This is a genomic window from Methylomonas sp. LWB, assembly GCF_001856095.1.
Taxonomy (GTDB): Bacteria; Pseudomonadota; Gammaproteobacteria; order Methylococcales; family Methylomonadaceae; genus Methylomonas; species Methylomonas koyamae_A.
Genome location: NZ_MKMC01000100.1, coordinates 103495 through 121901, shown reverse-complemented (window position 1 = coordinate 121901; position 18407 = coordinate 103495). Strand labels below are relative to the sequence as shown.

Sequence of the window (18407 nt, the reverse complement as noted above, 5' to 3'; positions counted from 1 at the left end):
GATGAAGAAAATAAAATTATTGATCGTCGACGATTCGGCATTGATTCGGCAGCTATTGGCAAAAATCGTCGGAGAAGTCGACGATATCGAAGTGATCGGTACCGCCGGCGATCCCTACGAAGCCAGGGAAAAAATCAAGACGCTGAATCCGGATGTGTTAACGTTAGACATTGAAATGCCTAGGATGGATGGCTTGACCTTCCTGGGTAATTTGATGAGGCTCAGGCCGATGCCGGTAGTGATGATTTCGACCTTGACCGCGCAAGGCGCGGAGGCGACCATGGCGGCGCTGACGCTAGGAGCGGTGGATTTCGTTACCAAACCGCAATTGAACAGTGTCGAAAACCTGCGGCAATACGCCGATGAAATCGTTAACAAAATAAGAACAGCTGCAAAAGCGAACATGAAGGTGTGGGATGTCAATCGAGCGCGCGCGGCTGAGCCCGCGACGGCGCTATCCTCGGAGACCGGCCGGCGGTTTACGGCGTCGTCTCGCAAAATTGTCGCGTTGGGCTCGTCGACCGGCGGTACAGAAGCCTTGCGCTTGCTGGTCGGCGGTTTGCCCAGTACCGCGCCGGCGATTCTGGTCGTACAGCATTTACCGGTTGCCTTCAGCGCGTCGTTTGCGAAACACGTCAACGATGCGACCGAGATGCGGGCTGGCCTGGCCATTGACGGCGAACCAGTAATGGCGGGGCATATCTATATCGCTCCCGGTGATCGCCATCTGGCCGTGGCGCTGGAACGGCACGGCTGGGTTTGCCGCTTGTTGGACGGGCCGCCGGTCAACCGGCATAAGCCGTCGGTGGAAGTCTTGTTCAAGTCGGTGGCGGAGCAGGCCGGCTCGGCCGCGATCGGCGTGATGTTGACCGGCATGGGCGCGGACGGTGCCAAGGCCATGTTGGAAATGCGAGACGCCGGCGCCGTCAATATCGTACAGGATGAAGCGACTAGCGTGGTTTGGGGGATGCCCGGCGAAGCTTATCGGCTAGGAGCGGCTCATCACGTCGTGCCGCTGGAACGGATCGCCGCGCAAATCTTGGCCTTGACGCGTTGATCGAGTTTCGACCGGCGCCAAACAGGCCGTACTGTTTCTTTTCCGCATTACTAGGCGGTTTCCGATCGCGGTGGCGGTTGCGGCCGTCGTCTGGAGACTTTGAATGATGCTATACGGCGACCACGCCAATTCCCGATTGCTGACGCGGCTTATTAAGCGGATTTTGCCTAACTCGCAAGCCGTATCGTTGGCCATTATTTTATTGGTCGGTTCGGTCTTGATCTACAGCCTGTTGGGTTTGCTGATGCCGGTATTCGTTGCCATCGTGTTGGCCTATCTGCTCGAGGGCATGGTGGTCAAGGTCGAGCGGAACGTCAGTCGCATCGTGGCGGTACATCTCGTGTATTTCACGTTTCTGACCGTTTTCGGCTTCGTGTTGTTCGTGCTCGTCCCGGTCGTTTCGGAACAAACCGTACAATTGGTCCAGCACATTCCCGACTTCATACACAGTGCGGAAGCCGAAATCATGCGGTTTCCGGAGCGCCATCCGGAGTTGATTACCGAGGCGCGGATTCGCCAATTGATGTTTTCGGTTCAGCAGGATTTACTCAAGTACAGCCAGGATCTGATTTCCGGTTCGGCACAGTCCTTCGTCGGCTTGGTCGCGTTGGTGATCTATCTGTTTTTGGTACCGATGATGGTGTTTTTTCTGCTCAAGGATAAGGCCGTCCTATTGAGTTGGTTTCAACAGTTTTTGCCGAAAGACCGGCATTTGAGCCTGCGGGTGTGGCGGGAAGTCGATAGACAGATTGCCAACTACGTGCGCGGTAAATTCGTTGAGGTCTTCATTTTGTGGGCCGTCAGTTTTCTGGTGTTTTGGTGGCTGGATCTGAATTACGCGATGCTGCTGGCGGTCTTGATGGGCCTGTCGGTGGTGATTCCCTATATCGGCGCCACGCTGGTGACGCTGCCGGTACTGGCGGTGGCCTATTTGCAATGGGGCTTGGCGAACGGCGACCATTTTATGTACGTGTTCGTCGCCTATTCCGTGGTGCAGGCGATGGATGGCGTGATTCTGGTGCCCTTGCTGTTTTCCGAGGCGGTGAATTTGCATCCGATCGCCATCATTGTCGCGATCCTGTTTTTCGGCGGCTTGTGGGGATTTTGGGGCGTGTTTTTCGCAATCCCGTTGGCGACCGTGGTCAATGCGGTATTGACGGCCTGGCCCAATTCGGACGGCTTAAGCGTCGACGTTTAATGCCGGCTGTCGAGCCACGGTCGCGCAAACCTCGGTGTCGCCGATACGCGACCGGATGCCGGTCGTGATTCAGCCGGAAGCTTATACCGATTGGTTTAAGCCATTGATAGACCAGGTGCGGCCGGCATGGCGATGGTGGCCGCACCGGCAGGTCTTGGTTCAACCACCTCGCCTCGACGATGAAAACCGCGTCCACCAGGCGCCGAATCTGGGTCAGTTCTCGCCGTTGTTATAAATTGTCCGACGCGAAATCCGCCAGCCGCGAACGCTCGCCACGCCGCAACGTGATGTGCGCGCTGTTTGCCCAGGCCTTGAAGCGGTCGACGACGTAAGTCAAACCGGAACTGGTCGCGGTCAGGTAGGGGGTGTCGATCTGTCCCAGGTTGCCGATGCAGATAATCTTGGTGCCGGGACCGGCGCGAGTGATCAGGGTTTTCATCTGCTTGGGCGTCAGGTTTTGCGCCTCGTCTATGATCAAGAAACGGTTCAGAAAGGTCCGGCCGCGCATGAAGTTCAGCGAGCGGATTTTGACCCGGTTCATCAGCACGTTTTGCGATGCGCCTTGTTCCCATTCGGTGTTGCCGGAGCGGCTGCCCAGCAGTTCCAGGTTGTCCATCAACGCGCCCATCCAGGGTGCCATTTTCTCTTCCTCGCTGCCCGGCAGAAAGCCGATGTCCTGACCGACAGGCACGGTCTCGCGGGTCATGATGATTTCCTGATACAACTTGTGTTCCATCGTCAGCGACAAGCCGGCGGCTAGCGCCAGCAGCGTCTTGCCGGTGCCGGCGGTGCCGAGCAGCGTTACAAAATCGATATTGGGGTCGAGCAGTGCGTTCAACGCAAAATTTTGTTCGCGATTCTTGGCGCACACGCCCCAAACGCTGTTGTGCTTGGTGCGAAAATCGCGGGCCAGTTGCAAGACCGCGCTCTGGCCGTCGCAAGTTTTGACGATGGCTTCGAAGCCGGATTCGTCGTCCATATACACAAACTGGTTGGGAAACCAGTCGGCCACCGCCGGCCCGCTGACTTTGTAGTAGGTATGGTTGTTTTCCTGCCAGGACTCCATCTTGCCGCCGTTTTCTTCCCAAAAATCGGCTTCCAGCGCCATCGTGCCGTTGTACAGCAGATCGATGTCTTCGATGGTCTGGTCGTTGTGGTAATCCTCGGCGTTCAGTTGCAGCGCGGCAGCCTTGATGCGCATATTGATGTCCTTGGACACCAGGATGACGTTGACGTCCGGGTATTCCTTGCCCAAGGCCAGTACGATGCTCAAAATCGAATTGTCGGCAATCTGGCCGGGCAGATTATCGGGCAGCAGATGCGACAACTGCTTGGTTTGGAAATACAGGCGGCCGTCGTAATCGGCGTCCACGGCCAAACCGTGTTCGATGCGGGACAGCGGTAGGCCGTCGTTGATGGTCTGTTGATTGGCGTCGCGGATCAGTTCGTCCAAGAAACGGCTGACTTGGCGGACATTACGGGAAACGTCGGATAAACCTTTCTTGGCATGGTCGAGTTCTTCGAGGACCACCATCGGAATGAAAATATTGTGTTCCTGAAAGCGAAAGATGGCGGTTGGGTCGTGCATCAAAACGTTGGTGTCCAGCACAAACAATTTTTTGCCCGAAGATTGAATATTCATGGAGTCCTTGAACGATGGGGTGAAGTAACGTTGGGCGGCTTTCCGCTCAGCTACCTTTCTAACTCATCCGCCGAGCCAGCGTCAAATTCTTCACGAAGCCGCGTACGTTTTTTGAGTGTCGCCGCCGCGTCCGTCGGTTGGCGTGATTTGTGTTGCTTCGGCGATTCAACTAGAATCCCAACACCGCACTTTCATTACGGTTTGTCCGCTACACCCATGACTATGACCTATTCAGACGCAAGCCGGCCCGACTTGGATTGGAGCCAGATTAGAGAAACCATCAAACTGTTGACCGTGTCCGCCGCGCAGATGGACGGCAGCATGAAAGACGGCGACGCATCGGTCAATGCGCTGGCCACGGCGTTTACCGGCATGGTCGAAAATCTGGCCGCGATTCGCGAACAATTGACCGGTTTGGCGGAGAGCGAAAATCGGGAAAACGCCTTGGCGCAGTGCGATGCCGCTCGCCGCAAGATCGACGACGCCATCGTTGAATTCCAATTCTACGACCGGCTACAACAATGTCTCCAGCATGTGTCGGCCAACCTGAAGGATTTGTCGGCGATGATCGAAACCCCGCACAGGTTGTATAATCCCGCCGAATGGTGCGCATTGCAGGACGCGATTCGCGGCCGTTATACGATGGAGGCGGAGAAGGTGATGTTCGACGCGATTCATCAAGGCAAATCCATAGAGGAAGCGCTGGCGTTGTTCGAGGCCGCCAATCAGACCGGTGGCGATCCGGACATCCAGTTGTTTTAAATCCACACCTCCATCGCATAAGGTTTAATGAAGAAATCATCCTTGCTCGTCCTGTTCCCGCTAGTGCTGTTGTTGTCGGCTTGCGCCGGCGTTTCGGAATCCGAACGGCCCAGCCCGACCGCGGGCCAGGCCGCCGCCAAGAAAGCCCAGTCCAAGAAAAATCCGGCCGCCAAGGATAAGGCGCCGATACCGCCGGTCGCCAAGAAAGCGCAAGCCAGTGTGCCCGGTACCGGTACCTACGCCATCGAAGAGGTCACCACCAATTTCAAGGACGAACCGAATCTGCCGGCGTTTCGAGCCGAGCCGTTGACGCCGCCGGTTGAATCGGCCGCCACCACGCCGGTGGCGCCGACCGCCGAGGCGGTGCGCCTGAATATCGAAGACGCGCAGATTCCCAGCGGCACGTCGCCGGCCGTCGTCGCGCTGGTTAGCGAAGCCGACCGTAGCCGTAATGCCGGCGACCTGGATGCCGCGGTGGTGGTGATGGAACGGGCCTTGCGCATTGATGCGCGTAATCCGCTATTGACTTACAAATTGGCCTTGTTGCGGCTCAAGCAGAATAAGGCGCCGCAAGCCGAGGAGCTGGCCGGTAAGGCCGCATTGTTGGCCGGCGGCGATTTGAGCTTGAAACGCAAAAGCTGGTTGCTGATCTCCGAAGCCCGGCAGATGCAGCAAAATCCGCAAGGTGCCAAGGAAGCCAAGGCCAAGGCGGACAGCTTTTTCGGGCATTGATTTTCGCGCCGCGCTGACTTGCAAATGGCCGAACTCGCCGACATCTTTGGCGATGCCGGCGCGTTGGCCGAGGCCATCCCCGGCTACGCGCCGCGTGCCGCGCAAATCGAAATGGCGCAAGCCATCGCCGACGCCATCTCCGCCGGGCAACATTTGATTGCCGAGGCCGGCACCGGGACCGGTAAAACCTTTGCTTATCTGATTCCCGCCATCCTGTCGCGTAAGAAAGTCATCGTTTCGACCGGCACCAAGAATCTGCAAGACCAATTGTTCAACAAGGACATTCCGGTTATCCGAAAGGCGCTGACCCGCACGCCGTTCAAAGCCAGCCTGCTGAAGGGGCGCGCCAATTACCTGTGTACTTACCGTTTGGATCAGGCCTTGAATTCGGCCTTCGGCTACAGCCAGGAAGACGCCGCGGCGCTGGCCAAAATTCATGCCTGGGGTAAGCGCACCAAGGCCGGCGACGTTTCCGAAGTCGCCGACGTCCAGGACGGCGATCCGATCTGGTTTCACGCCACCTCGACCGCCGACAATTGCCTTGGCCAGGAATGCCCGGATTACGCCGATTGCTTTTTGGTCAAGGCCCGCAAGCAGGCCCAGGAATCCGACGTCGTCGTGGTCAACCACCATTTGTTGTGCGCGGATTGGTCTATTCGGGAAACCGGTTTCGGCGAATTGTTGCCGGACGCCGAAGTCGTCATCATCGACGAGGCCCATCAGTTGGCCGATACCGCATCCAATTTCCTAGGTGTGACGATTAGCGGCAAACAGTTGACCGATCTGGCCGACGACGCGTTGGCCGAATATTTCACCGACGCCAAGGATATGCCGGATCTACGCACCGCTTGCGAAGACTTACAGCACGAGGTCAAGGACATGCGTCTGGCCTTCGGCTTGGAATTGCGGCGCGGCGACTGGCAGGATATCGAGACCAACCCGAAAATCGCCGGCGCGCTGGAGTCCTTGCAAAAGCAATTGGCGCGCTTGACCGATCAGCTCGAACGCGCTTCGGTGCGTAGCAAGGGGTTGGAGTCCTGTTTCGACCGCGCCGAAGCCTTGGACACGCAGCTGGAAACGTTGATCAACGACCGGGACGGGCAGTGGATCAAATGGTATGAAACCTATAACAAGTCGTTCACGCTCAGCCGCACGCCACTGGACATCGCCAAGGAATTTCGCGGCTTCATGGCCCGCCACAAGGCGGCCTGGATATTCACCTCGGCGACGTTAAGCGTCGCCAACAATTTCGCGCATTTCTCGCGCAGTCTGGGTTTGAGCGGCGCCGACAGCCGGAGTTGGGAAAGTCCGTTCGACTACCCGAAGCAAGCGTTGTTTTACCACCCCAAGGGCTTGCCGCAACCTAACGATCAGGATTTCACCGACAAAATCGTCGAATTCGCGCTGCCGGTGCTGGAAGCCAGCCGGGGCAGGGCGTTCTTTCTATTCACCAGTCACCGGGCTTTGCAACGAGCCGCCCAATTACTGGACGGCCGGATCGATCATCCGCTACTGGTGCAAGGTACCCGGTCCAAGGCTGCCCTATTGGACCAGTTCAAGGAGCTGGGCAACGCGGTACTATTGGCCACCGCCAGTTTTTGGGAAGGCGTGGACGTGCGCGGCGATGCCTTATCTTGCGTCATTATCGACAAACTGCCGTTTGCCTCGCCCGGCGATCCGGTGTTGAAGGCCAGGATGAGCGCCATCGAAAAGCAGGGCCGCAACCCGTTTTTCGAACACCAATTACCCAGTGCGATTATCATGCTCAGGCAAGGTATCGGACGCCTGATCCGCGATGTCAACGATCGCGGAGTACTGATGGTTTGCGATCCGCGCTTGTTAAAGCGTTCCTACGGACAGATGTTTTTGGATAGCGTGCCGGCGATGCGGCGTAGTCGCGACATCGAAGATGTGCGGCGGTTTTTTAACGAAGTATCGGATTAGCTCGATACTGGGGCCCGATCGGGCCAGCGAAGCATCGGACGCGTTTTTGATCAACTCTGTTACTCGAACTGAATTATGAAATTACTGGCAGTAGAAACTTCCACCGATGCTTGTTCGGCCGCCTTGTTTTTCGACGGCGAGATTGTCGAGCGCTTCGCCGTCGCGCCGCGCGACCACACCAAACTGATTTTGCCGATGATAGACGAGCTGATGGCCGACGCCGAACTAAAACCTCGGCAACTCGACGCGGTCGCGGTGGGGCGTGGGCCGGGGTCGTTCACCGGGGTTAGGATTGCCGGCGGCCTCGTTCAGGGCATCGCGTTCGGCGCGGATCTGCCGGTGGTGCCGGTCTCGACGCTGGCCGCGATCGCCCAGGATTTTTTCAACAAACAATCATTGGCCGAGATGGCGTTTACCGCGATGGACGCCCGGATGGATGAAATTTACTGGGCGGTGTATCAGCGAGATAATGAACATTTCGCCAAATTGCTTGGCATAGAAGTCGTGACGCCGGCGGGAGAGGTGGCGTTTCCCGAAGCCGTCGGTTTTGGCGTCGGTTCGGGCTGGGGCGTGTATTGTGCCCAGTTGGCTGAATGCCTGGGCGAACTGGTGCAAGGCGTCGAAGTCGACGTTTGGCCGAGGGCCGCCTGTATCGCTCAATTGGGCGTGCGCGACTTTATGAAGGGGCTGGCCGTGCCGGTCGAGGAGGCCATGCCGGTCTACCTGCGCGACAAAGTGGCGAAAAAGGAATCGGAAAGATAAGGTACAATGCCGCCCTTACGCGGCAGTTTCATCGGGTCAATGGCACAGTTCTTCGAGATTCATCCGGACAATCCGCAGCAGCGCTTGATCCGGCAGGCGGCGGAAATCGTTCGGAAGGGCGGCGTCATTGCCTATCCGACCGACTCTTCCTACGCGCTGGGTTGCCATATCGGCGACAAGGCGGCAATGGACACCATCCGCCGGATTCGCCGGCTCGACGACAAGCATAACTTCACACTGTGCTGCAGCGATCTGACCCAGGTGTCGACCTTCACCAAGATGGGTAACGACGCCCATCGGCTGATCAAGAAGTTGACGCCGGGACCGTTTACGTTTTTGTTGGACGCCACCCGCGAGGTGCCTCGGCGCTTGCAACACCCCAAGAAAAAAACCATCGGCGTCAGAATTCCGGACAACCGGGTGGCGGCGATGTTGTTGGAAGAACTGGGCGAACCGCTATTGACGGCGACCTTGATTCTGCCCGGCGACGAAGAGGCGCTGAGCGACCCTTACGAAATCCGCCTCGGCCTGGAACACGAACTGGATTTGGTGATGAGCACGGGAACTATCGAAGCGCGCGCCACGACTGTGATCGCCTGCGGCGACAACGGCATCGAAATCGTCAGACAGGGCATAGGTATAGCGCCGATGCTGGAGGCTTGAGACTATGATGGAAGAACTGACCTTGGTGCAACGCGTCGTGGTTTGGAGTTTGCCGGTAGTCTTCGCGATTACCGGCCACGAAGTCGCCCATGGCTGGATGGCCAAACGCTACGGCGACAAAACCGCCGAACGGGAAGGCCGCTTGACGCTGAATCCGTTGCGGCATATCGACCCGCTCGGCACCATCATCATTCCCGGCCTGCTGTTAATCACGTTTACCGGTTTTATCTTCGGCTGGGCCAAGCCGGTACCGATCGACGCCCGCAACTTCAAGCAGCCCAAAAAAGCCATGATGATGGTGGCGTTGGCCGGTCCGTTGGCCAACCTGTGCATGGCAATAGCCTGGGCCTTGCTGGCTAGGATAGGGGTTGCGCTGGAGTTCGAATTCGTCTCGATGCCGTTGATTTACAGCGGCGTGGCGGGCATTACCATCAATCTGGTGTTGATGATGATCAACCTGCTACCGATTCCGCCGTTGGACGGCAGCCGGGTATTGTCCGGATTGTTGCCGGATTATTGGGCATGGCGTTATAACCAATTCGAACGTTACGGTTTCATCGTGTTGCTGATTTTACTGGCGACCGACGTGCTCAGCTTTTTACTGGCGTATCCGATGTTTTATGCGCAGCAATTGTTTTTCACGCTCGCCGGCATGTGAAGCGGTTTCGGATGGGTTTTTTAAGCGCCGAGCGGATGTTCGCTTAAACCGATGAATGCGGTGGAGTTACCGGTGGAAACGGCGCCGGAACCGATTGCGCTGGTGCTCGGCGAGCCGTTCCAAACCTTGCCCGACGATTTGTACATCCCGCCGGATGCGCTGGAAGTGTTTCTGGATGCGTTCGAAGGGCCGTTGGACTTGCTGCTGTATTTGATCCGCCGACAGAATCTGGATATTCTCGATATCCCGATCGCCCAAATCACCAAGCAGTACATCGCCTACATCGACATGATGGACAATTTGCGTCTGGAGCTGGCGGCCGAATATCTAGTGATGGCCGCGCTGCTGGCGGAAATCAAATCGCGGATGCTGCTGCCGCGCCAGCCGGAAAGCGAGGAAGAGGAGGAGGACCCGCGCGCCTTCCTGATCCGCAAATTGCAGGAATACGAAGCGATCAAAAAAGTCGCCGAGGAAATCGACCGCTTGCCGCGCCACGAACGCGATACGTTCGAAGCGGTTGTCGACGTTTCGACAATCGGCATCAGGCAGATTTTGCCGGACATCGAGCTCGGCGAGCTGTTACTGTCCCTCCAGGATGTCTTGAAGCGCGCCGAACGACTTAGTCACCACCATATCAGTAAAGAGCCTTTATCAGTCCGTGAACGAATGGCAGCCATTTTGGAAAAACTTGACGGAGCAGATCAGCTCCATTTCTCAGCGTGTTTTACCCGAAGTGAAGGAAAAAACGGGGTGGTTGTCGCGTTTCTTGCCATCCTTGAGCTCTCCAAGGAGCGACTCCTCGACATCTTCCAGCCCGAGCCTTACGCCGGCATCCACGTCCGGCTTAGAGCCAATACCGCTACAGGCGACTGATTCGCCGTCGTTCGCCGCTACCGTCGCCGATGTTCCCGTCACAGCCAAACCGCGCAAGCCCAGAGTCAAGCCGGAGCCCGTCACGGTCTATGTGCAGGTCCGGCGCCGAGCCGTGCGTTTTCCGCGAGGTTGGTCGGTCGAGCGCCATGCCGGCATCGCCGCGCCGACCGAAGCAATCGCAAACGTCGAATCGGTGGAGCCGGCGGCGATCGATGCCGACGTTTCGCGTGGTTTCAGACCCAGTAAGGCGCGCCTCGCGGCTGGCCGGCGCGGCGATTGGCGATGCCCGACATCCGCTGCCACATCGGTCGGGCGCAATAAGTCCTCGGCGCGCTTGCCGCCCAACCGGCGCGGTGACTGGCGAATGCCGCGGCCGGCCGCGCCCGCCGTTAGCCAGCGCAAGCGCGTGCCGAGATTGCCGTTGGCCTTGGCCGACGGTTGGCGGGTGGCGGTTACCGAGCGGAGCGAGCCAAGGCCGGCGGTCTTCGACTATCCGCTGGAGGCCAATGTGAATACCAAGCGCATCGTCGAAGCGATTCTGTTCGCCGCCAATCGGCCGATGACGGTCAAACAGATTCAGGAAACCTTTCCCGAACTGGAACAACCGGATACGCTGGCGATTCAGATCGCGTTGGAAGAAATCGCCCGCGACTACGCCGATCGGCCGGTCGGCCTGAAACACCTGGCCAGCGGTTACCGTTTTCAGGTGCGGGAAGGTTTGGCGCATTGGGTCGGCCGGCTGTTCGAGGAGCGCCCGGCGCGTTATTCGCGAGCTCTGCTGGAAACGCTGGCCATTATCGCCTACCGGCAACCGGTGACGCGCGGCGAGATCGAAGACATCCGCGGCGTCAGCGTCAGTACCTCCATCGTCCAGACGCTGCTGGAGCGCGAGTGGGTCAAGGTGGTCGGCCATAAGGAAGTGCCCGGCCGGCCGGCGCTTTACTGCACAACCAAGCAGTTTTTGGATTATTTCAATTTAACGTCGTTGAGCGAATTACCGCCATTGGAAGAGATTGTCGACATGGACCTCGGCTCGTCCGCTCAACCGCCAGCACCACAGGAATCCCGTGAAAGACCGCAAACCCAGCAAACCCCAGTCGGCGAAGGCCCAACCGCCCAAGCGCAAAACCAACCTTCCGAAGCCGAGTCCGACGAAGCCCGGCTCGACGAAACCCGGTCCGGCGACACTCCCGAGCGCACTCTCCACTGACGCGAGCGGCGAACGCATCCAGAAGTTCCTGGCGCGGGCCGGTTTGGGCTCGCGGCGAGAAATCGAGCGTTGGATCGAGGAAGGCAAGCTGACGGTCAACGGCAACCGTATCCAGCCGGGTTATCACTTGAAACCTGGCGATCATTTGGCGGTTAACGGCCGCATCGTCAAGTGGGAGAAGTATGCCGAGCAACCGACCCGCGTGTTGGTGTACCACAAGCCGGTTGGCGAATTGGTAACCCGTCGCGATCCCGAAGGCCGGCCGGTGATTTTTACCCAGTTGCCGCGCTTGGCCGTCGGCCGCTGGATTGCGGTTGGTCGTTTGGACATCAACACCTCCGGCCTGCTGTTGGTCACCAATAACGGCGAGCTGGCCAACCGTTTGATGCATCCGTCGCGCGAGGTCGAACGCGAATACGCGGTGCGCATCCTCGGTGAGGTCGGCGACGACATGATGGAACGCCTGAAAAACGGGGTGGAACTGGAAGACGGCCCCGCTCATTTCGAGGAGGTGAGTTTCTATGCCGGCGAGGGCGCCAACAAGTGGTTTTACGCGACGGTCAAGCAGGGCCGTAATCGCTTGGTGCGCCGCTTGTGGGAATCGCAAGGCGTCAAAGTCAGTCGCCTGATACGGGTGCGTTACGGCGATATCGTACTGCCGGAGCGGGTGCGCGCCCATTCGTTCTACGAACTGGAAGCCAAGGAATTGCAGGAATTACTGGCTTTTGTCGGCCTGGCCTAACGCGCGGGTATTGCCCGAGCGGAAAATTTCGGCGGGAGCGGCTTCGGTCGCGATCAATGGTGTGCCGACACCGGTATGTATGTCATTTGCTCAACGATTCCCAAGTAACGCATCGCTGTCGCGTCCGGCGATTGCGGTTGGCCGGAGCGCCCGCGATGCGCCGGCCGATTCTTCAGTCGTAGCCCAGCGCGGCCAGAAAGGGTTTCAGTTCGGCTTCAATTTCGGCGAACTCATCGGCGTAATGGCGCCAACGGCCGACCGACGACGAATACAACGGTTGGGCGACTTGCTCGTAACTTGGGCTGGCAATGTATTTGCCGGCCGCTCGCTGGTGGAATTCGGCGACAGCGGGGTTCCAATCCAGACCGATCAGCGAGAACACCCGCCGGAACGTTGCTTCGAAGTCGAATACCGCATCTTCGTAACGCAGTTCGACAAAGTCCATCGTCAACATTGGCTTGACGGTCAGCCACCAATCCATCACCTGGCCGTAAAAGCGCGCCGTGCCGAGCCAAGTCAGCAATGGCACCGTGGACGGCGTGGGAACCATGGTCTGCATGAAACAACTCAGGCAAACGTCGCGCGGATCGCGCAGCAAAAACACCAGCTTGGCATCCGGAAAGATCGCGTTGATGAAACCAAGATCGATGGAATTCATCGTGGTTTTGTCGAGCAGGTGTTTCGTGCCGATCCGGTCGCCGAACAGTGCTCGCGCCCGATCCCAGTAAAACCGTCGCAGATGCAATACGCCGTCCCAATCCAAACCGGCCAACAATTCGGTCTGTCGGGTGCTTTGCGGGTTGACGCGCCTGAGTTCCTTGACCGTCGCGGCGATCAGGTCGGTTTCGTCGGCAACGAATAAATCGGGGTGAGTGCCCAGCACTTCCTGGGTCAGCGTGGTTCCGGTACGCATGAAACCCAGCACGAAGACCGGCGGGGGCAGGTCGGCCGGAAACTCGCGGCCGGCCCAGCGGCCAAGCAAGTCGCGGGTGTAGGCTGTTTTATAGTCAGCCAACATCGTGGGGACCAAGGTTGCGTCTTGCCGTTTGACCTCAACGAGTTGCGGCGCTATATCGGCGGCGGGACGCAAGTGGGCAAAAACTTGGGAAAACTCGCCCAGCCTATCCAGCAACCGGGCCATCTCCTTGTGGGCGCGAAATTTTTCTTCCGGCTTCAACAGGGGATGGCTCAAGGCCTTGGCTAAACGTTCGCGCGCCGGCTGGTATTGGCCGTCCGATATTTCCAGGGTGGCGACGAGTATCGTCAGCATCGGATTGTCAGGCACCAATTTCAACGCTTGTTTGGCGGCGGCCAGTGCCGGCTTTTTTTGATTCAGCCGGGAATGGCTCAGAGCCAACAGTTGGAAACCGCGAACGTGGTTGGGCGCGATTTGTACCGCCTGTTTGCAAAGTTCGAGTGCGCCGTCGTAGTCGCTCCAGTGCTGTAGCTGATCGGCCAAGTCCAAGGCTAAGCCGGTGTCGCGGCTTTTTTTGGCTTTTTTCAGCAGCCATTGGCCCGATAGACGTAAGTATTTCAGCCCTGCGTCGCGATCGCCCAACCAACATAAGGATTGGCCGAGACAGGCGGCGATTTGGGGATCCTTAGGGCTTTCGGCCAGGGCCTTGCCGAAGCATTCGGCCGCGGCCGCGAAGTTTTTTTGTTGCACTGCGGCTTGGCCGCGTTCCATGAATGACGCCATTTCGAATTCGCAAAAAAAACCGCAAGTTTAAATTGGATTAGTGGGATGTGTGAATGGAATTTGCCGCGCGGTGGATCAGCGTTGATTTTTGAGACTGCCGAGCCCATTGTGCGGCGATGTCAGCGTTGGCTCGAACGATGCGCCTAGCGCACGACGCGGTAAGCGACCGCGCCATATCGCGGACGGGACATGACGCGGTTTCAGGCTATTGGTAGATGATCAAAGAGGGTTGGCGCTGATACGCATTTTTATCGACGTTGCAGTTTGCACCAGCTCGTAACCCAAGTTCCCAGGTAAGCGTGGAGAGCTCGCTAAAACAGGGTATCCGGTAATGTTGTTGGCGGTGATCAGCGTGACTTCTTGGCCAAACCCCAGCAAGTAATCTTCACGAAACGAGACATACAGTCGGGCGCCATCCAGGTTCATATTGCCGTTTACGACCAGTTTGTCATTACCGGCCGCGCCGCCAAGCTGCATTTCGATCGATCCTCCAAAATCCAAGCTGCCATCAATGGTGAGAGTACCAAGATCCGAGCCGGGGGCGATCGTAACCTTTGGGCTCATTCCTGGGTATCTTATCGTCCCGCTGCCGGTAAGCACCCCGCCGTTAAGGTCTATTTCCACATCGCTGTCGAAAACGCCGTCTATTTTTGTGGTTCCGGAGTTTTGGGTATAAGGGTGTCCACCTAAGTCACATTTAGTGTTTTGGGTAATTTCGAATAGTCCATCGTTAACGATTTGTCCATCGCCGCCGCCGCCGGTGGCACACGCGTCCCACAACTGCCCCTGGGAGTCCCTAAATGTTTTGTTGAATGACATTTTTCCGGTGTTATGAATCAATCCTAAAAAATACGGAAAAATTGCGCTGGAGTATTGTCCTGGCTGGCCGAACAGCAGATTCCCGGCATTTTCCACGACTGCATCTGGAGAATATAAATCCATGTAGCCGTTAACCAGGATGGTGCCATTGGGGTGATTGATGATTTTTCGGTTCGTGCCGTTGGAAGAGCCGGACCCGATATTGAAGTTGTAATTCGCGATCAGCAGGCCGTCGTTTTCGAATATGCCGGATACTACAAAAGCGCTAGTAAATATTTGACCATGGTTATTTAAAACCCCGGCGACGCTGAGGCCGGAACCGCTTGTACTGGACAAGCCCGAGGTAACCACTCTGTCGGTAGAGGCAACCGTTACAGTTTGCCCGGCTGGGATAGGAGAAGGGATGCTAACAATCGCTGCTTGACCGGAAACGGCGGGTAGAGCCAGCAGCATCGATATTGCGGTACGTATTTTTAATTTGGCTTGTAACATAATTTATTCCTATTTTTTTGTGTGTTTGCAATGACGTTAAATTGAAATTAGCAAAATATCCGCGCCTCCCACTAAGATGTTACTTAACTTTTAAAACGCCTCAATTTTCCCTGGCCGGTATTCGTTTACCTCCCGCGTTTTCCAATATTGCAAAACCGGAGATTGTGACGAAGCTCGGATAGTTAACGTCAGTTTGCAAGCTAGTCTATAAATCTCACTTTTCCAGGCACGCCGAATCCGGCTGTCTCAATGAAAATCCGCCATCCGTGGCGGCCGTCGCGATTAGACCGAGCGCTTGCGACGTTGAACGCCGATGTAGCCGGCCAACGCCGTGCCGAATAGCCAGACCGCGCCGGGTGCCGGTACCGAGCTGGGCGGTGCCGAAGTCACGCTGAGTTTATAGCCGTCGATGGTATCGCCCCATCCGCCGTTACGATAGCCGCCCAGCACGATGGTATAGACCTGGCCGGCCAGTACGTCGAAGCTGATCGTGTTGAGGTTGCTGGGGGTGGCGCCGCCGACGCTGTAGGCGACAATGTCGCCGACCGCGAACGTGGTCCAGCCATCCGGCAACGAGTACTGGGTTAAACCGTAAATATTGTTGTCCGAATTCCACAAGCCATGGTGGTAGTAGTCGGCATTGCTACTCATACCCTGGAATATTGTGAAGCCGAATTGGGTGCCGCTTTGATTCACGCCGGAAGCCGACAAGGTGATTCGGGCGTCGATATCCGATTTGAACAAGCCGAATTCAAGATCGTGGCGCCAGCCGGCGGCGTGTTTGGCTGGGTCGTTAGGGTCGTTGGTATCCCCGGTCACGGCATCGCTCCAGGCGCCCTTGGCGGTGTCGATATCGGCGTGCACTCCGTAGCGGGTGAAGGCGTCGGCGCTGGAGATTTCGGCGCTGTCGTAGCCGGTCATCGACAAGCCCCAGTTCAGGTGGGCGCCGGTGTAGCCGAACGGGGTTTTGTGGCTGCCGGTGGTGCCGGCCCAGGCCGCGATCGAAGTATCGGTGCCGTTGGAGCTGCCGCCGAAACCGTATAGCCAACCATCCACGCCGCCGCCCAACTTGGGTACGCAGGCGGCCGTCGCGCAGGGGGCGCCGTAGGCCGTGGTCAGGTTATACATCGTGGTGGCCGACGCGGTGGCGTCGCTGATCGCGCCCAGCGTCAGCGAGCCGCCGGCCAGGGTGTAAGCGATGGCTTTGGAGAGTGTGGTGTATTTCATAGGGTCTCTACATTAAAAAATCGTTTTAAGAACATCGGCATCATGCCGGGGCCTAACCATCATCCGAATCAGGCCTTGCGCCGTTGCCAGCCCAGCAAGCCGATCGCGCTACCGAACAGCCAAACGGCGCCCGGCAACGGAACTGGGGCTGCGGAAATCGTCAATTCGTAGTCGTTTCTGGTAAAGGTCCAGCCGCCGCCTTGAAAGCCGCCCAAATAGATGGTGTAAACCTTGCCGGCTTCGGCCAAAAAGCTGGCGTTGTTGCCGTAGACATCGTCCAGAATCAACTTGTCGGCTTCCAGGCCGTTGCCGTCGCCGCCGCCGGCAATCGTGAACGGGTTGGGGTCGGTAATTTGATAGGCGTTGTCGCCAACACCGACGGCCGCTTGGTTGTCCCATGCATGCCAGGAACCGTGGTGGCCGTAGTTGTCGGTGGATGTATCCATGCCCTCGAACACCGTGAAGCCGTAGTCCGGGGTAAGATCGGCGGCACCGTTTTCCAGAAGACTGTGAATCGACAAGGTCACGACCTGGGTCACCGTCGATTTGAACAAGCCTATGTCGGTGTCGTGCTTCCAGCCGGCGCCGGCGCCGGGAGTGCTCTTCGGCGACTTGCCGCCGTCGTGCCAAGCGCCCTGGGCGGTGTCGATATCGGCGTAGTTAAAGATGGTGCCGTCCGCTAATGCCGTGCCGGCGTAACGGGCGTTGGAGTCCAGTTTGGAGATTACCGCGGTATCGCCGGCATCAATGACGGCGGTCCAGTTTAACGTTTGGCGGCCAACGTAATCGAAACTAGCGCCGCGCGGATCGTTGCCGACCCAAGGCACCGAGGCATTGCCTTCCGCAACGGCTTTATTCGGGTTGTTATAGGTTGCAGGACCGTTACCGCAGGTACTGCCTGCGGTACCGCAAGCGTTGGCGCTGGTCCGCATCCAGCCGTCGGTGCCTCCGGAACCGCTTGAGACCAGTATGTTAGGCGCCGATCGATCGTGATTGAAGGCGTTGTAGGAGGTTACCGCGGCGGCATTCGCAACGGAAGAGCCGAATCCGGCCACCGCGCTGCCCGATAAGAGCATGGCGATGACGCGGCAAAGTGGTTTAGGATTGTGCATGATCTGTTCCTGGGTTTGAATTAACGAATACCGACTTGGCGTCGCGCGACGGTCGGTGTTCCGCGCCGTATCGCCGAAATTTCGGTCAAGCGCTGACGCGGTCAAGCTGTAGCGTTTTTCCGATTCAGGATTCCGCTAAAAATAACTTCTCGAAATGACGTTTTTCTCCCACCGTTCGTGCTCAACTTACATGGATGCGGAAGGCAGAACCTTGCGGGCGGCATAGCCTAGAGCTCAGACGAAGCAGCAGCGGTTTGGCGGGGCCTTGTTATTTCCCTTCGGCTAGGCTCGCCTGATCGCAGTCGAAGGGCTCGAGATAAAACTGAAAACCGTGGTAATCAGAAACAGGAAAGTTAATCTTCATCTTATCTCCAGTGTTGCAAAACAGGACGTTGAGCCGGGTAACGCACCCCAGCAAACTCCCGGAGCCCCTAGTTGCGTAGCTTGGCTGCGGGTGCTTGCGACTGAGTACGGAATAAAGAAAGCATTATTTGCGCCAAATTGATGCGACAACCTGCGTTGACATAATGCTTGTTCCAAGATATTGAAATTCAGCTAAAAATTAGCGACACGATCAGTAAGCCAGTGGCGAAATCTGTAATTGCCAATAGGCCCGGAAGCAGGTGTGCTTTCCAAAAATAGGTGGTTTGACGCGTTTGTTAGTTTAAGTAACATAGTTTAGTGATAAAGATCAGTGGCTTTGGTGATTCATACCATGCCGTCGCCGCAAAACCTTGGAGGCGTAGCGCAGGCGAGTGAAGCTTGGGCGGTATTTGGAGGTGCTAGCGCCGCGTGGCTTTTGGGCTAGAAAACTG

16 protein-coding genes are annotated in these 18407 nt (G+C 57.4%); 11 read left to right on the top strand and 5 right to left on the bottom strand.

All coding sequences use genetic code 11. From position 1 onward, the window contains the following. The first annotated feature begins 1 nt into the window (after position 1). Complete coding sequence (locus BJL95_RS23175; RefSeq protein WP_071160925.1) at positions 2 to 1057, top strand: chemotaxis response regulator protein-glutamate methylesterase; 1056 nt, start codon at positions 2 to 4, stop codon at positions 1055 to 1057. 103 nt (positions 1058 to 1160) lie between these two features. After that, positions 1161 to 2255, top strand: a complete 1095-nt coding sequence (locus BJL95_RS23170) for an AI-2E family transporter (RefSeq protein ID WP_064025821.1) — start codon at positions 1161 to 1163, stop codon at positions 2253 to 2255. A 229-nt stretch (positions 2256 to 2484) separates the two neighbouring features. Here BJL95_RS23170 and BJL95_RS23160 read toward each other — a convergent pair whose 3' ends face one another. Beyond that, positions 2485 to 3897 carry a PhoH family protein gene (locus BJL95_RS23160; RefSeq protein WP_064025823.1) on the bottom strand — a complete coding sequence of 471 codons (1413 nt, stop codon included), beginning with the start codon at positions 3895 to 3897 and terminating at the stop codon, positions 2485 to 2487. Between the two features lie 216 nt (positions 3898 to 4113). On the opposite strand from BJL95_RS23160, the gene BJL95_RS23155 reads away from it, so the two are divergent. The 9 genes from BJL95_RS23155 (at position 4114) to rluB (ending at position 12243) form a co-directional block, all read left to right on the top strand. Then, complete coding sequence (locus BJL95_RS23155) at positions 4114 to 4659, top strand: hypothetical protein (RefSeq protein WP_331710111.1); 546 nt, start codon at positions 4114 to 4116, stop codon at positions 4657 to 4659. 27 nt (positions 4660 to 4686) lie between these two features. Continuing rightward, entirely contained in the window at positions 4687 to 5391 is a 705-nt protein-coding gene (locus BJL95_RS23150; protein ID WP_064025827.1) for a M48 family metallopeptidase, read from the top strand. Positions 5392 to 5415: 24 nt separating this feature from the next. Beyond that, a complete protein-coding gene (locus BJL95_RS23145; RefSeq protein WP_071160923.1) occupies positions 5416 to 7335 on the top strand; it encodes an ATP-dependent DNA helicase in 1920 nt (639 codons plus the stop codon). A 75-nt stretch (positions 7336 to 7410) separates the two neighbouring features. Continuing rightward, positions 7411 to 8097 carry a tRNA (adenosine(37)-N6)-threonylcarbamoyltransferase complex dimerization subunit type 1 TsaB gene (gene tsaB, locus BJL95_RS23140; RefSeq protein ID WP_071160922.1) on the top strand — a complete coding sequence of 229 codons (687 nt, stop codon included), beginning with the start codon at positions 7411 to 7413 and terminating at the stop codon, positions 8095 to 8097. Positions 8098 to 8136: 39 nt separating this feature from the next. Continuing rightward, entirely contained in the window at positions 8137 to 8760 is a 624-nt protein-coding gene (locus BJL95_RS23135) for an L-threonylcarbamoyladenylate synthase (protein ID WP_064025833.1), read from the top strand. 4 nt (positions 8761 to 8764) lie between these two features. After that, positions 8765 to 9418 (top strand): site-2 protease family protein, encoded by a 654-nt coding sequence (locus tag BJL95_RS23130; protein ID WP_064025835.1) that lies wholly within the window; start codon positions 8765 to 8767, stop codon positions 9416 to 9418. A gap of 51 nt (positions 9419 to 9469) precedes the next feature. Further along, positions 9470 to 10291 carry a ScpA family protein gene (locus BJL95_RS23125; protein WP_064025837.1) on the top strand — a complete coding sequence of 274 codons (822 nt, stop codon included), beginning with the start codon at positions 9470 to 9472 and terminating at the stop codon, positions 10289 to 10291. A 112-nt stretch (positions 10292 to 10403) separates the two neighbouring features. Beyond that, positions 10404 to 11501, top strand: coding sequence for an SMC-Scp complex subunit ScpB (gene scpB, locus BJL95_RS26140; protein WP_368086621.1), 1098 nt, complete (start codon positions 10404 to 10406; stop codon positions 11499 to 11501). A gap of 16 nt (positions 11502 to 11517) precedes the next feature. Further along, complete coding sequence (gene rluB, locus BJL95_RS23115; RefSeq protein ID WP_083386234.1) at positions 11518 to 12243, top strand: 23S rRNA pseudouridine(2605) synthase RluB; 726 nt, start codon at positions 11518 to 11520, stop codon at positions 12241 to 12243. Between the two features lie 172 nt (positions 12244 to 12415). Here rluB and BJL95_RS23110 read toward each other — a convergent pair whose 3' ends face one another. The 4 genes from BJL95_RS23110 to BJL95_RS23095 all read right to left on the bottom strand — a co-directional run bounded on the left by BJL95_RS23110 (position 12416) and on the right by BJL95_RS23095 (position 17592). Then, the gene (locus BJL95_RS23110; RefSeq protein ID WP_254786887.1) at positions 12416 to 13942 is read right to left on the bottom strand and encodes a tetratricopeptide repeat-containing sulfotransferase family protein; all 1527 of its coding nucleotides are present in this window, start codon (positions 13940 to 13942) and stop codon (positions 12416 to 12418) included. Positions 13943 to 14161: 219 nt separating this feature from the next. Continuing rightward, on the bottom strand, positions 14162 to 15253 hold the full coding sequence (locus BJL95_RS23105; RefSeq protein WP_071160920.1) for a hypothetical protein: 1092 nt from the start codon (positions 15251 to 15253) through the stop codon (positions 14162 to 14164). Between the two features lie 282 nt (positions 15254 to 15535). Further along, a complete protein-coding gene (locus BJL95_RS23100; RefSeq protein ID WP_071160919.1) occupies positions 15536 to 16480 on the bottom strand; it encodes a hypothetical protein in 945 nt (314 codons plus the stop codon). Between the two features lie 68 nt (positions 16481 to 16548). Beyond that, positions 16549 to 17592 (bottom strand): hypothetical protein, encoded by a 1044-nt coding sequence (locus BJL95_RS23095; protein ID WP_139306403.1) that lies wholly within the window; start codon positions 17590 to 17592, stop codon positions 16549 to 16551. Positions 17593 to 18407 lie beyond the last annotated feature (815 nt).